Source organism: Rhodococcus qingshengii JCM 15477 (assembly GCF_023221595.1).
Lineage (GTDB): Bacteria > Actinomycetota > Actinomycetes > Mycobacteriales > Mycobacteriaceae > Rhodococcus_F > Rhodococcus_F qingshengii.
In genome coordinates this window covers 6,185,579-6,204,883 of the sequence record NZ_CP096563.1, presented here as the reverse complement: position 1 = coordinate 6,204,883, position 19,305 = coordinate 6,185,579, and the positions used below count along the sequence as shown (strand labels likewise).

At 64.5% G+C, this 19,305-nt stretch carries 16 protein-coding genes; 5 read left to right on the top strand and 11 right to left on the bottom strand.

Features of this window, described 5'->3' with window-relative positions; all coding sequences use genetic code 11:
• Window positions 1-26 precede the first annotated feature (26 nt).
• From rpsR to dnaB, 3 genes are all read left to right on the top strand, one after another.
• Entirely contained in the window at window positions 27-269 is a 243-nt protein-coding gene (gene rpsR, locus M0639_RS28675) for a 30S ribosomal protein S18 (RefSeq protein WP_003941245.1), read from the top strand.
• A gap of 18 nt (window positions 270-287) precedes the next feature.
• On the top strand, window positions 288-743 hold the full coding sequence (gene rplI, locus M0639_RS28670) for a 50S ribosomal protein L9 (RefSeq protein WP_007735531.1): 456 nt from the start codon (window positions 288-290) through the stop codon (window positions 741-743).
• A gap of 508 nt (window positions 744-1,251) precedes the next feature.
• Entirely contained in the window at window positions 1,252-3,909 is a 2,658-nt protein-coding gene (dnaB, locus tag M0639_RS28665) for a replicative DNA helicase (RefSeq protein ID WP_064073505.1), read from the top strand.
• A gap of 1,210 nt (window positions 3,910-5,119) precedes the next feature.
• Here dnaB and istB read toward each other — a convergent pair.
• The 11 genes from istB to M0639_RS28610 form a co-directional block, all read right to left on the bottom strand.
• A complete protein-coding gene (istB, locus tag M0639_RS28660; protein WP_183591811.1) occupies window positions 5,120-5,914 on the bottom strand; it encodes an IS21-like element helper ATPase IstB in 795 nt (264 codons plus the stop codon).
• Window positions 5,911-7,455 carry an IS21 family transposase gene (gene istA / locus M0639_RS28655; protein WP_064075337.1) on the bottom strand — a complete coding sequence of 515 codons (1,545 nt, stop codon included), beginning with the start codon at window positions 7,453-7,455 and terminating at the stop codon, window positions 5,911-5,913. The genes istB and istA overlap by 4 nt, the downstream gene beginning before the upstream one ends.
• Before the next feature lie 60 nt (window positions 7,456-7,515).
• Entirely contained in the window at window positions 7,516-8,196 is a 681-nt protein-coding gene (locus M0639_RS28650) for a phosphatase PAP2 family protein (RefSeq protein ID WP_248671217.1), read from the bottom strand.
• Between the two features lie 83 nt (window positions 8,197-8,279).
• The gene (locus tag M0639_RS28645; protein WP_231915164.1) at window positions 8,280-9,476 is read right to left on the bottom strand and encodes an MFS transporter; all 1,197 of its coding nucleotides are present in this window, start codon (window positions 9,474-9,476) and stop codon (window positions 8,280-8,282) included.
• Window positions 9,473-10,048 (bottom strand): Chromate resistance protein ChrB, encoded by a 576-nt coding sequence (locus M0639_RS28640; RefSeq protein ID WP_064074354.1) that lies wholly within the window; start codon window positions 10,046-10,048, stop codon window positions 9,473-9,475. Before M0639_RS28640 ends, M0639_RS28645 begins: the two co-directional genes overlap by 4 nt.
• Before the next feature lie 385 nt (window positions 10,049-10,433).
• Window positions 10,434-13,094, bottom strand: coding sequence for an FtsX-like permease family protein (locus tag M0639_RS28635; RefSeq protein ID WP_064074355.1), 2,661 nt, complete (start codon window positions 13,092-13,094; stop codon window positions 10,434-10,436).
• The gene (locus M0639_RS28630; RefSeq protein ID WP_064074356.1) at window positions 13,091-13,855 is read right to left on the bottom strand and encodes an ABC transporter ATP-binding protein; all 765 of its coding nucleotides are present in this window, start codon (window positions 13,853-13,855) and stop codon (window positions 13,091-13,093) included. Before M0639_RS28630 ends, M0639_RS28635 begins: the two co-directional genes overlap by 4 nt.
• Window positions 13,852-14,556, bottom strand: a complete 705-nt coding sequence (locus M0639_RS28625) for an ATP-binding cassette domain-containing protein (RefSeq protein WP_306669955.1) — start codon at window positions 14,554-14,556, stop codon at window positions 13,852-13,854. The genes M0639_RS28630 and M0639_RS28625 overlap by 4 nt, the downstream gene beginning before the upstream one ends.
• On the bottom strand, window positions 14,520-15,128 hold the full coding sequence (locus M0639_RS28620) for a hypothetical protein (protein ID WP_064074407.1): 609 nt from the start codon (window positions 15,126-15,128) through the stop codon (window positions 14,520-14,522). The genes M0639_RS28625 and M0639_RS28620 overlap by 37 nt, the downstream gene beginning before the upstream one ends.
• Window positions 15,129-15,356: 228 nt before the next feature.
• Window positions 15,357-16,283 (bottom strand): phosphatase PAP2 family protein, encoded by a 927-nt coding sequence (locus M0639_RS28615; protein WP_139799837.1) that lies wholly within the window; start codon window positions 16,281-16,283, stop codon window positions 15,357-15,359.
• Between the two features lie 307 nt (window positions 16,284-16,590).
• Entirely contained in the window at window positions 16,591-17,091 is a 501-nt protein-coding gene (locus M0639_RS28610) for a hypothetical protein (RefSeq protein ID WP_064074358.1), read from the bottom strand.
• An 880-nt stretch (window positions 17,092-17,971) separates the two neighbouring features.
• Here M0639_RS28610 and M0639_RS28605 point away from each other — a divergent pair.
• Both M0639_RS28605 and M0639_RS28600 read left to right on the top strand, forming a co-directional pair.
• Entirely contained in the window at window positions 17,972-18,586 is a 615-nt protein-coding gene (locus M0639_RS28605; RefSeq protein WP_064074409.1) for a class I SAM-dependent methyltransferase, read from the top strand.
• A gap of 34 nt (window positions 18,587-18,620) precedes the next feature.
• Complete coding sequence (locus M0639_RS28600; RefSeq protein WP_064074359.1) at window positions 18,621-19,268, top strand: DedA family protein; 648 nt, start codon at window positions 18,621-18,623, stop codon at window positions 19,266-19,268.
• Window positions 19,269-19,305 lie beyond the last annotated feature (37 nt).

The following is a 19,305-nucleotide window of genomic DNA, read 5'->3' as shown; positions in this document are numbered from 1 at the left end:
AGGAACATCCAGAAAAGAGCAAAGACATGCCGAAGCCGCCCTTGCGCGACAAGGTTATGAAGAAGAAGGTCTGCACCTTCTGCAAAGAGAAGAACACGCAGATCAACTACAAGGACACGACGTTGCTTCGTAAGTACGTCAGCGATCGCGGAAAGATCCGTGCTCGCCGTGTCACCGGCAATTGCGTCCAGCACCAGCGCGACGTTGCCATTGCCGTCAAGAACTCACGTGAGGTAGCACTGCTGCCTTACGCCACCGTGGCTCGCTAAGGAAAGGGAGGAAAGAACATGAAGCTCATCCTCACCGCTGACGTGGACAACCTCGGTGCGCCTGGCGACACCGTGGAGGTCAAGGACGGCTACGGCCGTAACTACCTGCTCCCCCGCGGACTGGCAATCGTCGCCACCCGTGGCGCCGAGAAGCAGGTCGAGGGCATCCGTCGTGCACAGGAAGCGCGCGCTGTGCGCGGCCTGGATCACGCCAAGGAGCTCAAGGCAGCTATCGAGGGCCTCGAGTCCGTAACGCTGACGGTCAAGACCGCCGGTGGCTCGGGCAAGCTCTTCGGTTCGGTTACCGTCGCTGACGTCGCTGCTGCGATCAAGGCTGCCGGTGGACCGGTTGTCGACAAGCGCTCCATCGTGTTGCCGAAGGCTCACATCAAGAACACGGGCAAGCACGCCGTGGTCGTGAACCTGCACCCCGATGTGGTTGCCAAGTTCAACCTGAACGTCGTCGGCGCATAGTCGACTGTTCGTCTCGCCGGGCCCCGCACACTTCGGTGTGCGGGGCCCGACGTTTTGTTTCGGGGTGCGGTGTGCCGCCTGTCAGCGTCCCGAATCGGACCTGGGGATAACTCTCACACTGTGATGTTCGACTTGGTGATCAGTGACGAATCGGGCGAGGCAACACGCCCGACACGCCGACGCGCCGACTGTGGAAAAACTATTTTCATCAACAGGCCTGTGAAATTGTGGATAGCCATCTACCTGGTCTTTTGTAGTTACTGAGCAAAGTAGTCCCCAAATGCTCCACAGGCGGTGCACACCGTGGGGCGGGAGTTTCCACAAAGCATCCACAGGTTTATCCACAGTCCGGTTTGTATGCGGACCTACTAGTCCCTAACGTCATCTCGGCGTCTATCTACAGCCCGGCCGAATGCGGCTAGGGGATGTCGGTGGGGGCAGGTACAAATGATGAGGGCGCTGCGGTTTCTGGCAGTGTCGTCGAGTGTTTTACGGGAAGGTCTCGCTTGTGGCTGTTGTAGATGATCGAGGACCTTCCGACTTCTCGGGGCCGGACTACCCGGGCCCTCCCGAGGCCGAGCCTGACCAGGAGTTCGGACGCCAGCCACCTCAGGACATGACTGCCGAGCAGTCGGTGCTCGGCGGCATGCTGCTGAGCAAGGACGCCATCGCTGACGTCCTCGAGGTACTGCGTCCGGGTGACTTCTACCGGCCCGCCCACCAGTCCGTCTACGACGTGATCCTGGACCTCTACAGCCGTGGCGAGCCCGCCGACCCGGTGACGGTCTCCGCCGAGCTCGACCGTCGAGGTGAGCTCCGCCGTATCGGTGGTGCTGCCTACCTGGTGACGCTGACCCAGACAGTGCCCACAGCCGCCAACGCCGCCTTCTATGCCGAGATCGTGGCCGAGAAGTCCGTGCTGCGTCGTCTGGTCGACGCCGGTACTCGCATCGTCCAGTACGGCTACGCCGGCACCGAGGGTCAGGACGTGGCCGAGGTTGTCGACCGCGCGCAGGCCGAGATCTTCGAGGTCACCGAGCGTCGAACCACCGAGGACTTCGTACCCCTCACCGAGCTCCTCCAGCCCACGATGGACGAGATCGACTCCATCGCCAGCCGCGGTGGAATTTCCCTCGGTGTGCCCACCGGATTCAAGGATCTCGACGAGATCACCAACGGCCTTCACGCTGGTCAGATGATTATCGTCGCGGCCCGTCCTGGTGTGGGCAAGGCGCTTGCCCTCGATACTCCCCTCGCGACGCCCAGTGGCTGGACCACGATGGGTGACGTTGCTGTCGGCGATCTGTTGATCGACAACCACGGCAAGCCGACGCGGGTTGTTGCCGCTACCGACGTGATGGTTGACCGTCCTTGCTACGAGGTCGAGTTTTCCGATGGAACAGTGTTGGTGGCCGACGAGCAGCATCAGTGGTTGACGGAGACGCGTGCTTCGCGCCGTTCAGCGCAGAACACCAAGACAGGTTACAACCGCTATAAGAATCAAAAGACATTCGCCGAGGTCCGAACCACGGCGGAGATCGCATCGACGGTGCGATGCGCAACGGCGGATGACCGCGTTAATCACTCTGTCGTGAATGCCAAGCCGCTCGACCTACCAACGCAGGATCTCCTTGTCCCGCCCTACACACTTGGCGCTTGGCTAGGTGACGGTTCTACTGCCTGCGCACAATTCACCACTGCTGATCCTGAGATCATCATGTTGATCGAGGCCGAAGGCCTGGTTGCAGTTCCGTCCAAGTCGGCGCATTTGCGCTACAGCCTTAAATTAGCCCCGGAAGATCCCGTCGCTCCGCGCGATTGCGTTGTGTGCGGAAAGAGCTTCGTGCCGTTCACCAGTCAGGTGCGAACATGCGGTCAATCATGCGGCGGCAAAGCACGTTTCATGTCTGACCCTGTACCTGCGCCAACCTGTTCACACTGTGGTGGACCTTCGATCGGGCTGCGACTGTGCCAGAAGTGCCGCAATGAGTACGGCACGGTTCAAGGACGCCTACGTACGATCGGTGTTCTGGGCAACAAGCACATCCCTGTCCAGTATCTCCGTGGGTCCGAGGCGCAGCGTCGTGCGGTTCTTGCGGGGCTTCTCGACACTGATGGAACTGTGACTGCCGGTGGCTCCGTTCAGTTTTCGGTAACCAACGAGCGCCTCGTCCGCGATGCCCAGGAATTAGTGGTCAGTCTTGGCTATCGCTGCCAAATGAGCACAAAGCGAGTCAACGGTCGCACCGAGGCTTCGTCGACTGCATTCACCTTGACCTTCTCGACTGATGACGAAGTGTTCGGTCTTACGCGGAAAGCGATGCTGCACAAGGAGCGTCGAGCGAGTAAAAGCACTGCGCGCAGCGGATCGCGCTACATTGTCGATGTTCGACCAATTGCGAGTGTTCCGGTTCGCTGCGTCGAGGTCGACAACGCCGACCACATGTACCTGGCCGGTCATTCGATGGTCCCGACGCACAATTCCACGCTCGGAATGGATTTCCTGCGTTCCTGTTCCATCACGCACGGCATGGCCAGCGTCATGTTCTCGTTGGAAATGAGCAAAACCGAGATCGTCATGCGTCTGCTGTCCGCAGAGGCAAAGATCAAGCTCGGCGACATGCGCTCCGGAAAGATGACCGACGACGACTGGACCAAGCTCGCGCGTCGTATGAGTGAGATCAGTGAGGCGCCGCTATTCATCGATGACTCCCCCAACCTCACCATGATGGAAATTCGCGCAAAAGCGCGGCGGCTCAAGCAGAAACACGACATTCGCCTGATCGTCATCGACTACCTCCAGCTGATGAGCTCGGGTAAAAAGGTCGAGTCCCGTCAGCAGGAAGTTTCCGAATTCTCCCGTAGCCTAAAGCTTTTGGCGAAGGAGCTCGAAGTTCCGGTTGTCGCGATCTGTCAGCTCAACCGTGGTCCCGAGCAGCGAACCGACAAGCGTCCGCAGGTCGCCGACCTTCGTGAGTCCGGTTCACTCGAGCAGGACGCCGACATGGTGATTCTGCTGTACCGCCCCGACGCGACCGAGCGAGACGATCCCCGTGGCGGTGAAGCCGACCTGATTCTGGGTAAGCACCGTAACGGCCCGACCGCGACAATCACTGTGGCGCACCAGCTTCATCTCTCGAAGTTCGTCGATATGGCGCGGGGATAGCTGCTGCCGGTGCTGCTTCTCTTCGTCTGTAGATTCCGGATCTAAATGAGGGATTCCGGGCCTATATGTTCCGTATTTGCCTGTATCGGCGTCGGCTTTCTCGTCCGGGCCCGCTTTGGCCTCGCCTCGACCAGGGAACTATCTTGAAGCTGCCGGAGAACATCTGCCAGTCCTGCTCGGATTTTCGAATGTTCGTCGCGGCGCTATTGACTTGTCGTCGCAACCCAGCGTCGACGAGGGCGAGAACGTAATTGGAGAATCATCAGCCGCCGAATCTGTTGTAGGACAAGCGGGCAGCCTCACAGTTCTCAGCGTGCAGGAGACGTGGTGGAGGGCCCATATTCGGTTATCGATCGCCACGCTTCGTGGTGCACATCGGAGTGGGTCTCCGGATATCGAGGGAGCCTCATGGGCTCACGAGGAGTGGATCAATGATGCTCTCGAAGCTGAGAGGCGTCACACTGGACGAGAGTGGCCCGATTCGATGACAATCGCGCGGACTGTTATCACTAGTTACTCGACAGATTTCGTGTGATTCTGACTGAGTCCACTGATCCCCGTGATCCGTGAATTTCGTCGTTCTGGCCATCGAGCTTGCAGTGGGTTCTGTCGGTGAGTCGACAGAGCCGAAGTGCTGCAATCTTTTCGCCGGCGAGTGCAAGTTGGATGATTTCTTCGGGGTCGCCTGCAGTGGATGATGCGAGTGTGAGTGAGAGGCTCGGTCGTTGCAGATCGCTGCGACCGATGTCGGGGAGGTGGCGTTCTTTACAACGGCTACGGATCCCTCACCCTGATCGCTTCCGTCTAACCGCCCCCCGTCGGGTCCATGCACTCCACTACCCGCCCCCAACGACGCGATCCTCGACGGCGGCTGGACGCCACCAGCTGTGCGCCGCGCCGACTGAGCTAGACGCTTCGCGTATTCCGGCACGGAGTGCTCAGAAGGAATCGGAGCCGTCGTTCAGAAATAGTGCTGCGAGACGGCGCGCCAATATTCCCGCTGCCGGCTACTCCGAATGGGTGAAAAACGAAGCAAGGAAGAAGATTCCTCTACCGGATTAGGGTCATCCTTGTCGTTGCGATGTGTCAAGGGACAGTAGGAACTGCCCAGGGGCGGTCGTGAGACCTGCCCGCTGACGGTCACGAGAACTGCCCGGTGGTGGCCATGGGATCTGCCCAGTGGGCTTGCGGCCACCACCGACCAGAGCACTCAGCTCAAGGGACTCACCCCTCGGCCGGCGAGTGCCTGGGTAAGTCGCACGGAGTCTCCGCTGGTCTGGCACACGTGGGCGTGGTGCAGTAGCCGGTCGACGGTGGCGGTCGCCAGCGTCTTGGGCATCAGCTCGTCGAACCCGGACGGGTGCAGGTTCGAGCTGATCGCGACCGACCGCTTCTCGTAGGCGGCGTCGACGAGCCGGTAGAGCCCCTCGGCGGCATCCTGGGCGACCGGCAACAGGCCGATGTCGTCGACGACAACGAGATCGGCGCGCAGCACACGGGCGATGGCCTTGGACACCGTGTCGTCGGCACGATGGCGGCGCAGCAGGACCCCGAGGTCTTCCAGGGTGAACCAGGCGACCTTCAACCCGGCCTCGACGGCTTGGTGACCGAGTGCCTCCAGTAGGAACGTCTTCCCGGTCCCCGACGGCCCGCACACGACGAGGTTTTCCCGACGGTGGACCCATTCCAGGGTGCGGAGTGCCTGCTGGGTCGGTGCCGGGATCGAGGATGCCTCGGGCTGCCACGCATCGAACGTCTTCCCGGTCGGGAACCCCGCAGCCGCCCTGCGGGTGGCCAGTGCGGAGCGTTCCCTTCCGGCGACCTCCTCGGCGAACAGAGCCTTGAGCACCTCGGCGGGCTCCCAGCGTTGGGCCTTCGCGGTCGCGACGACCTCCGGTGCGTGGCGACGGATGTGGGGCAGCCGAAGCCGCCGCAAGAGGTCCTCCAACTCGGCCGGCAACGGCGGCGCGGACGCCATCGATGGTGTGGTGGTCTTGGTCGTCATCGGGTCACCTCGTTCCCCTCGCGGCTGTCGTGCTGGCTGTCGTGCTGGCCGAGACGTGCCCATCCGGCGGTGCCCTGGGTCAGCGACCGTTCTTCGCCGGCACGGTGCTCGCCAACAGCGGGTTGCCGGGCGTGGTGGTCGAGGATCGAGGACAGATCGGCCTCGGCGAACCGGCCGTGGACGGCGGCGTGGCCGAGTGCCCAGTCGACCTCGACGGGGTCGAACAGCTTGGCCAGGCTGAGGGCTTCGGCCATCTTGACCCTCATCCGCGGCGTGCCCGCCGCAGCGGCCTCGACCAGCCACAGGCGGGCGCCCTCGCCCAGGTCGAGGAACTCGGCTTCCGCTGGGTTCTTCGCTCGCGGCTGCCGGTTCAACGGACCTTCCGGCTGCGGTGGGAAGTGCTCGTCGTTGATCCTCGGCGTGCCCGGCGTCGCGCGCGCGTGGCGGGCGACCTCGGCGGGTCCGTCCTCGCCGACGTGAACGATGACGACCTCCTCGCCGTCGCCGAGTCCTTGGGCACGAACCCACACCGTGGCGCCGAGCAGGGTGTGTGGCACCGAGTACTGGCCGGACTCGAACATCACCATCGGCGTGTTGCCCGGCACTACCCGGGTGGTGCCGAACGCGACTGTGTGCGGCTGTGTCGGGACCGGGTGTAGCCGTGTCCGCTCTTCGGCCAACATCTCGACCGGTGGCCGCTTCGTGGTCCGGTGAGCCCGGGTGTTGACCTTCTGACAGAACGCCTCACACGCCTCCTCGAGCTCGCTAAACGACGCGTACTCCTCACGCAGGTTGGTGTCCTTGGGCACCAGGTCGGCCTTGCTGATCTTCACCGACGACTCGGTGCCGCCCTTGGACGCCGGATCCGCCGGCACACAGGTGTGGACCACGACCGAGTAGTGCTCGGCGAAGGTGACGAGCTGTCCGTTGCGGACCGGGATCCCGGCGATGTGCTCGGTCGTGACGGTCTTCTCGTTGTCGGTCAGCACGTAGGTCGGCACCCCACCCAACCGGCGGAAGGTCTGGTCCAGCGCGGCGAACACGGACGGCATGGTCTTATCGCGCAGCGCGATCACGACCCGGAACCGCGACCACGCCAGCCACGCCACGAACAGAACCGTCTTGACGCCGTCGACGACAGGTCCGTCGCCGTAGTCGTACTGCAGCCACATCCCCGGCTCGGTGACCCAGGGCCGGTGGACCCGCACATGTCCTGACCGGTATGACTTCTTCACCGATGCGACCGCACGACGGGTGGTGCGCTCCGAACCCTTGTAGCCCATCGCGAGCAGCTTCTCGTGCGCTCTGTCGGCACGGACCTTGCCCTTGGACCGCTCGACCCACTCCTCGACCTTGGGCAGGTACTCATCGATCAACTGCGGCCGAGTCACGGCCTTGTCCAGCTCACCCCCGGCAGCACGGCGGTCCACGTAGTGCTTGACCGTGTGGTGCGAGCATCCGGCCAGCTCGCCGGCATCACGCAACGACCCTGTCAGGTCGTAGGCATCCAGGATTTCCATGATCTCCTCGGCAGACTTCAAGTTGTCCCTCCTCAGGGCGACGGGCGCTTCAGCACCGCCGATCGCACCTGAGGAGGGGCCTCAACCGTCGGAGCCGGTGAGGCAGACGACGTCGTGTCGGGCAGATCCCATGACCGCCACCGGGCAGGTTTCATGTCCGCCAGCGGGCAGTTTCGTGGCCGTCTCCGGGCAGAATTTCATGGCCGCCGACAGCGATGTCAGGAGAGGGCGAACAGGGCCTTGTGAAAGTCGTTTGACCAGCGTGGTTCCGTACCTGCTGACCGCGATCACGGTCACGGTACCGACAACAGCCCCGACGAGGAGACCCACGGCGACGTCGTGCGGATAGTGGGCACCTACGTAGACGCGGGAGAAACCCATGATCACCGCCGCCGCGGTAGTGACGAGCCCTAGGCGTCGATCTACCAGGAAGAATGCGGCCGCCATCGCGGCTGCGACCGCAGCGTGATTGCTGGGAAAGCTGTAGTCGTCGATTGGCGGGCAGGGTTCGAGCAGAAATGTTCCTGGAAGTGCATAACAGGGACGTTGTTCCGAGACCAACCATTTGATGCCGTCATTAACCAGGTAGGCGCTCACGGCGGCGATCGGGACACCAATCGCCGCGGCCATCACAGATGGCGCGGACCGCCGGCCGATCCACCATGCGGTAAGGATGAGGACTGCGAACAACACCATGCCCGCACTCGAGTAGTCCACCATCGGGGTGTTGAGCCAGGGTGTATCCCGTGCGAACGTGGTCACGTCGGAGTACCAGGCGTCATCGATCCTAGATTCGCTGAGAGCGGCAATGTGACTGATCATCTCGTGTTTCGTCTTTCCCTCGACTACTGATGCTTGTGCGTATCAATCGGTGTGGGTGCACGCCACGGCGTGGTGACGGCACCGACGAGGAAGGTAATCACCGCGAGGGCGCCGAATCCTGTTGTGAGCGTGGCTGCTGCGGCCACCCCGGCAACGAGTAGCGGTCCTCCGGCATCGCCCAGTTCACGCCCGAGTTCGGCGGCTCCCATCGTCTGCCCCATCCGTTCCTCGGGGGTTGAGGACGCCAACGTCGCGAAAGCCAGTGGGGTGATGATTCCGGTGCCGATTCCGATCGCGACACCGGCAACGAGGACACCTGCCAATCCGGGGATCATCGCGCACGCAAGACCTACGGCGGTCAGCGTCAACCCTGCTGCGACGCCCACGGGTCCCGAGATCCTGCCCGCGTCGAAGGCTCGTCCGGCCTGTGGCTGGGTAATCGCGGCGCACAACGCGAGTACAGAGACCGCGGCTCCAGTCGCTACCGGTCCGAGACCTGCGGCGGCGCCGGAGACCGGGAGGAATCCGACTCCGACCGACAATGCGGATGTCGCAGCGGCGAGTGCAGCGGTCGGGCGCAGAAATCGTCGGTCGCTCAACCGTCGTGCGAGGTCGACAACCGTCTGCCGTGACCGAGGGAGCGGCGGTAGTCCTGGTACGACCGTGTACGCCCAGATCGCGACGACCACGGCGAGGACGGCCATCACGGCAAACAACAAGCCGAGGCCGCCGGCCCACATCACCGCACCACCAAGTAGCGGCCCGAGGGTATAGCCGAGACTTTTGTAGAACCCGTAGGTTCCGAATGCGCTGCCGCGCCGTTCTCTCGGTGTCAGCCGGGCGACCAGCGAACTGGCAGCGGGTGAGAATGCCGATGCTGCGGCGCCTTGGCCGAGGCGAGCGAGCCACAGCCAGTTCGTGTCGGCGACGAGGACGAACAGCGCTGATGCTGCAGCGAAGCCGATCAACCCGCCGAGCAGGACAGGTTTCGCCCCGACCTTGTCGGCAAGCGTCCCGAACACCGGCTTGAGGAGTACTTCGGCGCCGTCGTAGAGGGCGAGCAGAAGACCGAGGTAGAGCAGCGAGTTCGCCATGTCGTCGAGGTCGAAGGCGAGGTTCGCCGCGACCGCGTGAGCACCGAAGGCGGTGGTGAACCCGGCTGCGTACAGCGGCCACATCCGCCAACGCTCGACCCCAGGATCCGTCTTTGCGGTGCTCATGGCCGATCGCCCTCGTCGCTGGAGGGGCCGTGCAGTGCGGCGATCATACGTTCGGAGTAGTCCTCGAACCGCTGCGTGCACTGCCGCAACGCCGCTGTCGCCTGCTCGGAGTTGCTGGCGCCGAATACATCTCGCGCTTTCAAGTCTCGATGCCATCGCCGCAACCGGTCCAGGCTCTGGTCTTCTTCTTCGAGTTCGGCCAGGGTGAATTTGCGGATCCGGATTTCCTTGTCGAGTTCTGTTTCGTATTTCGTGCAGTTGGAGAGGAATTCGGCCCAATCGTCCTCGCGTGCTTCCGTGAACATCGCCTCGAATCGGGCACTGTCCGCTGCCGTGGCACCGGCAGCATCAAGGAAGATGATCACCCCGTGTGCCCGTTCGACCAGGGCGGCGGCTTTGTCGATGCCGACCGCGAATGCTGCGACGTTCGGAACAGCCCACACGCCTTGGCCGATCGACAACGCACCGATCTTGCGTAGTTCGCGCCACACTGCGACTCGGTGGCGTGACGGTTCGGCGGGGATCTTGATCAGAACGATCCGCCAGGTGGTGGTCGCTTCTCTTGTCTCCACCAGGAAAATGTATCAGTCGTTACATTTCACGTGTAGTCAAGCGTTACTTCGGGCGAGCGTTCGCACGGATTGACCGGGTAGGCCCCGGCGGCCGGGGTGACAAACTTCATCGGTGACCAATGCTGGGCATCGAGTCTTTCCGGAAACGCCGCAGGACTTTTTTGTTTCACATCGGACCTGTCGACTGTGGCCCACCATGAGTTCGGCCAGGCGTTCGTGCGTGACCTCTCACGATTGGTGAACGGGCGTGTGCGATTTGTGATGTCCTGTGCGGGTACGCGCCCCTATTCATGTTTATGTGCATTTTCGTCCCGCGTTGTATCCGGCGCTGTGTAGGTGCGGGAAGAATCGTCGCGTGGTGCGTATGCGGTCTCCCGACAGCAGGTCACAACTCTCGTAACGCGGTCAGTGGTGCCCGGCGAGCGAGGTGACTGGTCGTTGCTGCGACGACGACGACCACCACGACGAGTGTGGAGCCGACGGCGGCGAGATACGTCCAGGGCACCGTGAGCGATGTCGGCGGCGGGTCGAATACGCCGGTGAGCACTGTGACGAGCATTTCCGAGAGCACCCAGCCGGTCAGACTGCCGGCGAGCAGACCGCCCACAATGAGGACACCTGCCTCGGCAACGACGAACGACCGCAGCTGTCGGGCACTGCCGCCCAACGCACTCGCAATCGCGAAACCACGTCGTCGCTCGGCCAGCCCCAGCGCCAGTACCAGTGCCCCAGCGGCGGCAGCGAGGACGAAGCCGTAGCCGAGCTCGATTCGCGTCAGACCGGCGAGGTTCACTGAAGTGAGGCTGGATCCGACTTCGCCTCGTGTGGTGGTGATGTCGGTGACCGTCGCGCTGGTCCCGATGACCGCTCGGATGCGTTCGGCGACCGCGGCGGTGCCGGTGCCTCCCGTGTCGATCAGGAAGGCGCCGACCGCATCGCTGCCCGTCTGTACGGCGACGTATGCCGCGTTGGCGACGAAGAAGCTGTCCTTGGGGGCGGTGGGGAACTCGGCGACCACTCCCACGTAGTGGAACGGAACGGTGGCCAGTTGGTGGGTGCGCTCGTCCTGCAGGCGCAGGTTGACGGTGTCGCCGGGGGAGAGTTGGAAGTCCTTGACAGTTTCGGCACTGACCAGAATCGAATCCGGTTGCGCGCGAAGCTGATTCATGAGTTCGGTGGCGGTACCGCCGCGGAAATAGCTGTCGCGCACCGTGGTGACGCTGGTGATGCTGGACGGGTCGACCCCGTAGAGGTCCTGCAGGTCGGCGCCGATGTACGCGAAGCGATGCTGGATCGGTTCGACCGCCGCGACGCCCGGGACGGCCGACAACGTGGTCCCGGCAGCAGGGGGCACCGGGTTGCCGGGCGACTCGGTGACGGTGACATCGGCACCGTTCGTGAGCTGCGCGTCCGCTTCGGCTTGGGCTCGGTAGGTGGCATTGAATGTCGCGGTGGAGAACGCGAATGCCAGTGCCAGTGCAAGCAGCACGATTCCTCGAGCGAGTGGACGCCGTTGGCGGGAAACGGAATTGGCCACGGTCTGCGACAGGGATCCGGCGTACGGACGCAGGATGGTCCTGATGATGCGGCGTCCGCGACCGAGAATCAGGTCGGAGAGCCGCCAGATCAGCAGTGCGGCACCCGCCCAGAGCAGGGCGGGCGCGGCGAAGGCCCAGTAGGACACCGAAATGGTGGGCACGCCCTCTGGTGCGAGAACCAGTTCGTAGCCGTTTCGGCTGGTCAGCCAGAACAGCACACCGGACGCGACGAGCAACGCTATATCCACCTTGAACCGGACCCACAGGGGAGGGCCGATGGCGGTGACGGTGGCCCGACCGGCGGTAACGTTCATCCGGCGCAGGTCTCGCCAGGCCGGCGCCAGCACCGCGGACGCTGCCACCGCCAGTCCTGTGGCCGCTGCCGCTGCGGCCCATCCGACGGCACCGGCGGTGGTGGCGCCGAACCGTGCGGATCCGAACGTGGCCCAGCCGGCGAGGCCCGCGACGATCAGTCCCACGACGCTCCCGCCCACACCGACCACGACCGCTTCGACCGCGGCCAGCCGGACCAGCTGGCTCCGGCAGGCGCCGCGGGCACGAAGCAGCGACTGCTCCTGCCGGCGGCGCACCTGCCCGGTCGCAACGACAGTGGCGGTCAACAGGCCCGCCAGCACCGCGGCGGGCAACCCGAGGAACAAGAACAGCACCTGCGCGTAGGCGGCATCCGAGCGGGCGGCGCCCAGACTCGCACCGAGGTTGTCCCCGACCAACGCCGTGCCAGCGCTGCGGGCCTCGAGATTGTGAGCCGAGGCGGTCACCACACGGTAGGCGGACGCCGGATCGCTCGGCAGCGAGTGATCGAGTGCGGCATGTATTTCGGTGGTGACGAGGTCGGGACGTGCGGCGGCCAGCGGGTCGAACAGGGTGTGCCATCGAGCCTGGTCGATCAAGATCACGTTGTCCGGCGGCGCGACCGGTTGCGCCGCCGGCGGTGCGCCGATGGTCTGGAACAGCGAGTTCGCCTGCGGTAGCTCCACGACTGCGTCCACCATCACCGGTACCGGGGCAAGACCGGCCCGTCCGATCTCGACGGTGTCACCGGGCGTGACGTGCAGGTTCGCGGCGGTCTGCTGAGCGAGGAGGACCCCGCTGTCCGTGCCGGTCAGAGTGCGCAGTGCGCCGGGGAAGTTGGTGCTGTATCCGTCGGGTAGCCCCAGGACGATGCCCGGTCCGGTGGTCGCTGCGGTGTCCGCGGCGGAGGAGACGAAGCCGCTCGAGTGGGCGAACCCGACCGGGACCGCGGTCCGCACTCCGTCGGTGGCGCGCACCAGGTCGAGGACGCCGCCTGGGGAGGCGGTGGGTTCGACCTGCACCTGCCAGTCGACGACGACACTGCGAGCGGCGCGATCGGTCATCGAGCTCTGCGCGGCGGCGAGGAAGATGCCGATGCCGGCGAGCGCGGCGACGGAGGCGGCGACCCCAACGGCCGTCGCGGTCAGTCGAGCGCTTCGCCGACGCAGCAGTCCTCGTGTCCAATTCCCGATCATGGTGTGTCGCCGCCGATATCGATCGCCCCGGCCGCCACGCCGGCTCCGGGGCCGGTGACTGCGCTGCCGGTGTCGAGTCTGCCGTCGCACATCGTCCACCGGGTGGTCAGACGGTCCGCGACAGCCGGGTCGTGGGTGGCGATGATCACGGCCGCGTCGATCGCGTCAGCGGTGTCGAGGAGCACGGCGATGGTTCTGGCCGCGGTGTCGTGGTCGAGTTGGCCGGTGGGTTCGTCAGCAAGGATCAGCTTGGGGCGTGCTGCGAGGACCCGGGCGATCGCGGCCCTCTGGGCCTGTCCACCGGAAAGTTCGTCCGGCAGCCTGTCGGCGAGCTCGCCGATCTGCAGGAGGGTGATGGCGATACCGGCGTGCTGCATCGCCTGGTCCGCGGACTTACCTGCGAACAGCAGTGGCAGAGCGACGTTTTCGGTCACGTCCAGGGCAGGCAGCAGGCTCGGCCCCTGGAACACCACCCCGACCTTCGCGGCCCGGCCCCGGCGGATGTCGCGTAGCGCCGGCCATCGCACGGTGCCGGTGGTGGGCGTGTCGAGACCGGCGATCAGATGCAGCAGTGTGGTCTTTCCGGATCCGGAGGGGCCGACCAGCGCGACCCGAGCAGAGGTAGGCAGCGCGAAGCTCACCTCGGCTACTGCCGTCACCGCTGCCGCGCCGGTACCGTAGGTGCGGCCGAGCCCGACGCATTCGACCACGATGCGCGATGCGCTTGGATCGGGTGCGGCGCGCGAGCTGTGTCCGGTCAAGGGCGCACCCTCCCGTCTTCGAGGGTGATCACCCGGGTCGCTGCGGCAGCGACCGCGGCGCTGTGGCTGGCCACGACGATCGCGGTGCCGCCGCCGGCGGCCACGGTAAGCAGGTCGAGGACCGCGGATTCGGTGACGCTGTCGAGCTCGCCGGTGGGTTCGTCGGCGAGCAGGACGGTCGGTGCGTTGGCGAGCGCGACCGACAGTGCGGCGCGGGCCAGTTCGCCGCCGGAGAGTTGGCTCGGGTAGGCCGCGGCGCGGTCGGCAAGTCCCAGTTCTACAAGTAGGTTCACGGTGTTCACGCGGTCGCGGCGACGGACCAGGCCCCTCACAAGGGCGATGTTCTGTGTCAGAGTCAAGTGTTCGAGGAGATTTGCGTCCTGGAAGAGCATCCCGACATGACGGGCGCGTATTCGTGCCTGCACGGGCGCAGGTTGGTTGCTGATCCGCTGGCCGGCGATGCGCACACTTCCCCCGTCGGGATCGTCCATTCCAGCCAGACATGCGAGAAGGGTGGACTTTCCCGACCCGGACGGGCCGGCGACAACGATGAATTCTCCTCGCGAGGCGGTCACGGAAACCCCTTGCAGCGCCAAGGTTTCCTCGTCGCCGGCGCGGTAGAACCGATACAGCGACGACGCCTGCATGGCGGGTTCGGCGGCCATCACGACCACTGCAGCGAATCGGTCACGGCGCGCCACGGGTCGACGTTGTCGGCGCCGTGGGCGCCGGTCAGTGTCAGGACCACTTCGTGGCCGCCCCGCCAGAATTCGTAGCGCTCGACTGCCTCGCTGACGGACTTCCCGGTCACGGGGTCAGCTGTCGAGGTTGCCGTGTAGGTGATCAGAATGGCCTGCCCCGCGCCGCGCTGGACCGTGGACACCGCCCCGGGGATGTAGCCGGGGGTCGTGGCCGCGATCGGGGTGAGTTCCTCCGACGCCGCCGAGTCGACCGTGGGTGCATCGGCGCGGGCGGCGGTTTGGACTCTGATGGAGTTGAATTTGTCCGAGAAGACGGTGTCGGCGCCGACCGTGCTCCGTGACCAGCCCTCGGGAACGGATACGGTGAACAGATTGTCGGGTGAGGTGAAGGTCACGTACACCTGGTTGTCGGGGATGTCGCCGGCCGTGTTGCTCTCGGGAGCCGCACTGGGTACCGACGACGAGGCGCTCGGGACGGTGCCCGTCGTCGACGGGCTCTGTCCGCAACCGCCTGCCACTGCTGCGGCCAGGAGTCCCGTGATCAGGGTGACGCGGCTGCTGCGAAACCTCATGGTGACCTCCGCGATGCACTCGGGAACTGTTGATTTCGTGGACGATCGACGATCAAACGGTTGATGCACGTCGGTCCAGTGCTTTCGGTCCGGGGGATTCTGGTGCCGCCCCGTCCAGCGCCGTGAGCAGGAATTCGGAGGACCACGGCGCGCAGGTGGTTCTCGGCCGGTGCCGCACGGAGCCGGACCTGACAATCGACGAGTCGGTTTATGAGTTCGGGCATGAGATCACCTGGTCGATTCCGGCCGACGTCCGTGGCCGATCCCTTGATTCCACTGTGCGGCATCCGGACTTACCAGGCAAGGACGGTCGGCGATTGTCCTGCGGAGGAGATCGTCGGTGGGGACGGAGGCGGCCGGCAGATGCCTGACCGCGAAGACCGCGGCAACCAATGACGCGGCAGTAGCGACCGCTGCGCCGAGCAGCACGCCTGCGATCACATCGGTCAGCCAGCACCCGTTGAGGTAGAGCCCGGTCCCCGCGACAAGAGCCACCACGAACACGGCCGCGGCCCCTACACCAACGCGGGTAGAAGTGGTCCGCACACGCGCGCCATCGACAACCCACAGCGCCCCGGCAAGGGCAACGATCCCGGTCACGTGCCCCGACGGATACGACCAATCCACCCAGGTGACGAGTTCGGCAGCCTCCGCCGGCCGCGGGCGTCCGACGATCATCTTCGTGACGGTGCTTGTTGCCGCCGCGGCCACCACCGTGCCCACGATCAGCACTCCCGGCGCCCACGAGCGCCGACGCCACGACACCAGAGCAGCGGTTACCACTGCAATGACCGCGAGCCCGACCGGGCTGGCGACCTCGGTGATCACCACCGCCACCGACGTCGCTGCGCCGAACCGATGCGCGGCATACCAATCGAGCGTTGCAGCGTCCGCCCCGGTCAACCAACCCGCCGCGCTGACCTGCACCGTCACGAGGGCGAACATCGCCACCAACGCCGCGAACCGCGTTGCACCCCAACCGTGTGCTGCCGAGAGCGCGTCAGCGCCGCGGGCGCGGGCTTTCCGGCCCGCGATCGCTGCACCGACGTACGCCGCGACCGAGATCGAGATCGTCCAGAGCGCGACCTCCGCGGTCGCTGACTCGGTCCGAATCTCCGTCACGAGCACACGCACCGTGTCGAGGGTTCCAGACATATGGCCAGTTTTCGCCGTGGTAGCTGTGAAAACGTTGAGAGCCCCCTGATCGGCGTCCCATAGGGCTCTGGTGGACCTGCACACGTCGACGCAGTCACGAGGCGAGTCGCGTTGATCGAGGATCCACCCGACTGGCAGAGCGATGCGCTGCGCTGCAGTCTGGTGCGAACTCCCGGCGTTCACGTTGTCGAGCTCGGACACGAGCGAGAACAAGGCCGTTCGCGGCGCACCTACCGAATGCGCGTGACGTGTAGCGACCGAACCCTCGTGATCTCGGTGCGCGGACCGACCTGCGGAGGCAGGATGCTTACTCCCCCTGAAATAGTCGTGCACCCGCCCTCAGGAACGCCTCCCAGAAGTCCAGGCCGAGCACCACCAGAGCGCCGACTGCAGCTGCGGCGAGTACCACATCGACGGAGCGTTTACCCGCCCGCTCCCAATACACGTCACGAAGGTGCAGCCACAAGGCGAACTCGTCCAACGTCAGCGCTGCACCGATACCGAACAGTGCAGCAACGACCGGCCGATTCCCGTAGCCGGCGGCGAACGCGAGATACCCGGTCACCAGGAGCAGCACGATGCCGGGCACCAGGTGGTGGACATGAGTTCCCGCGACCCGGACATCCCGAAAAAGACTGCCACCGCGCCGCACAGCGTGCGTGATCATCCGGACACCGACGAATGCGATCAGGAAAGACACCAATACGACGAACGCTCCCACCTTGCCTTCGTCCACGATGTGGGCGTTGAAGACTTCCGAGACTTCTTCGACGAAACGGGCGAAATCGGCCAACCTGTCTACCCCCATTTTTCCTGGCCTCGCGCGTGCCCTGCCGAATCGAAGGGTAGCGCGGCCCGGACGTTGACGAGGCTCACTTCGTCAACGACAGAGACTCCGACAACACGACGATGGCGCGGCTATCGCCAATGCGGCGGCGTCGAACGAATCGTCCGTGCACTGCTCGCCGGCCGGATCCGTTGCAACCGCGCCAATTAGTTCTGCGGAGATGTGGCCCAAGGGATCCGAAACTCACCGGCAGCGACGGATCCGCGGATACCGACCTCCGGGGAGTGGCCGGGCGGCACCGGCTCGCTGGAATGCATACAGTCACAACACGACGACCGAGAACAAGGCCACGATGGGTCGAGGCGCGATCCTGCGCTGCCTGACTTCGATCTGTCGCTCGTTTCCGCCGGGGGCGATGGAGTCGCCATTCGTGCCCGACTGGAAATGGGAGGCATTCCCCATCGTGAAGTGAAGCCGCAGCACCATGTGATGGCCGATTCGAACTGCCCACCGCCCATAAGGGGAGAGCTAGGGGCGATGTTTGGCGGATCAGCCGGAGCCTGTCTTGCTCGGCACTAGGGGGTGATCGCCCGGATTCCACCTCGGGGGTAGTTCGTGGTTGTGGCACCATTTCCGGCGCGCACGAATTCATCACGGGCAGAACATATGTCACGACTTTCATGGACGAGATGCGGACGAGATGACTACAACGCGAGGCAGGAGATGTTCGTCGTCGGCCTGAAGGCGTTGTGAATTCTGTTGCGACCCTTATGTGGTACCCCGAGTTGGCGATTCGAGTCCCTTAGGTATCGGCCCTTAGGTGTAAGCACGGAGAGAACTGCGAGAAATTCAGTCCCGGGGGACGATGTGGGAACACATCGTTCTGAGGATCGTTGACGCGATGACATCGAACCAGAACAACAATTGGCAATTTGCGAAAGCCGTTCTCCGAAAGCCGTTTACAATCGGTGCGATCGCACCCAGTTCGGCACTGATCGCGACGGAACTGGCAGCGGTGGTACCGATTGACTGTGCTCCAGTTGTCGTCGAGTTGGGTCCAGGCACGGGTTCGGTCTCCGATGCCATCGCCGCGCGGTTGCCCACGGGTGGTCGTCATATCGCGGTGGAGGTGGATGGCGATTTGGTGGCACATCTGCGGCGCACGAGGCCGCGGGTCGAGACGATCTGGGGTGACGCCTGTGATCTGACCGGCCTGTTGGACGCCGCTGGAGTGGATCGTGTGGACGCGATTGTCTGCGCCCTCCCGTGGTCGCTCATCGATGTAGGAAAGCAGCGGGCGATTCTCGATCAGATCGCGGAGGTCCTGACACGGGAGGGACGTGTGAGCGTCCTGGCCTATCCACACGCACATTGGCTGCCGAGAGCCCATGATTTCCGAATTGCGTTGCACGGAACATTCTCCGAGGTCGTGCGTGGTCCTGTTGTGTGGCGCAATGCGCCGCCTGCGCTGGTGTACCGATGCGGGCGGCCGATGACTCGTGCGATTTCCCTCTGACTTTTTGGCCGGGCTTTCTCCAGTCTGGCTGTTGGTGGTCAGTGGAGTCCTGATCACCGCGGAAGTGGGCACTCTGATCGGTGTGGTCCTTCCCGGCATGACCGCGGTCCTTGCCCTCGGCTATCTCGGCAGCTCGGGCGCCGTTCACCCGGTCTCGGCGTGTGTCGTGGCGATCGCCTGCGAGATCGGTGGAGGCCATTTTGCCTACGCCAGAGGTCGATGCGCCCGCAGCACCCGAAGGTCCGGAAACAATCGTCACCGGGTCAAATCTGTTGTGGGCAAACATTTCAGCCGATTCAGCTCCCGGTCACGGTCGATCGAACTACGGGCGCTGGCCCTGATGGAGAGGCGAGGCGCCTTGGCGATCGTGCTGTGTCAGTGGTTCGCCGGCGTCCGCACCATGACACCACGGCTGGTGGGATCGGCGGGGATGAGCTATCGGAGGTTTGCCCTCGCGCAGGTTCCGTCAGCGGTGCTGTGGGTGTGCACGTGGATGTCGGTCGGTGCGGTGGCCGGAGCGACCTACGAGCGCGTAGCTACCAGGGTGAGTGTGGTCGGTCTGGTGGTGTTGGCGGTGGTTCTTCTAGCTGTGTCGGTGTGGGCGACCGTACTTCGGCGCCGGTTCCCCACGGCGTCGAGTGGGGACGTCGCCGAGGTGGACAGCGCGGACAGACTCGACTGACAACGGGTGATCCGGTCACAGGCGGCCGGATGTGGCG

Bases quoted from the DNA above. Each gene is read 5' to 3' on its own strand.
- rpsR (WP_003941245.1), top strand. From the start codon at position 27: ATGCCGAAGCCGCCCTTGCGCGACAAGGTTATGAAGAAGAAGGTCTGC.
- rplI (WP_007735531.1), top strand. From the start codon at position 288: ATGAAGCTCATCCTCACCGCTGACGTGGACAACCTCGGTGCGCCTGGC.
- istB (WP_183591811.1), bottom strand. From the start codon at position 5,914: ATGACGACCAAGACCACCACACCATCGATGGCGTCCGCGCCGCCGTTG.
- M0639_RS28645 (WP_231915164.1), bottom strand. From the start codon at position 9,476: ATGAGCACCGCAAAGACGGATCCTGGGGTCGAGCGTTGGCGGATGTGG.
- M0639_RS28635 (WP_064074355.1), bottom strand. From the start codon at position 13,094: ATGATCGGGAATTGGACACGAGGACTGCTGCGTCGGCGAAGCGCTCGA.
- M0639_RS28620 (WP_064074407.1), bottom strand. From the start codon at position 15,128: ATGAGGTTTCGCAGCAGCCGCGTCACCCTGATCACGGGACTCCTGGCC.
- M0639_RS28615 (WP_139799837.1), bottom strand. From the start codon at position 16,283: ATGTCTGGAACCCTCGACACGGTGCGTGTGCTCGTGACGGAGATTCGG.
- M0639_RS28610 (WP_064074358.1), bottom strand. From the start codon at position 17,091: ATGGGGGTAGACAGGTTGGCCGATTTCGCCCGTTTCGTCGAAGAAGTC.
- M0639_RS28605 (WP_064074409.1), top strand. From the start codon at position 17,972: ATGACATCGAACCAGAACAACAATTGGCAATTTGCGAAAGCCGTTCTC.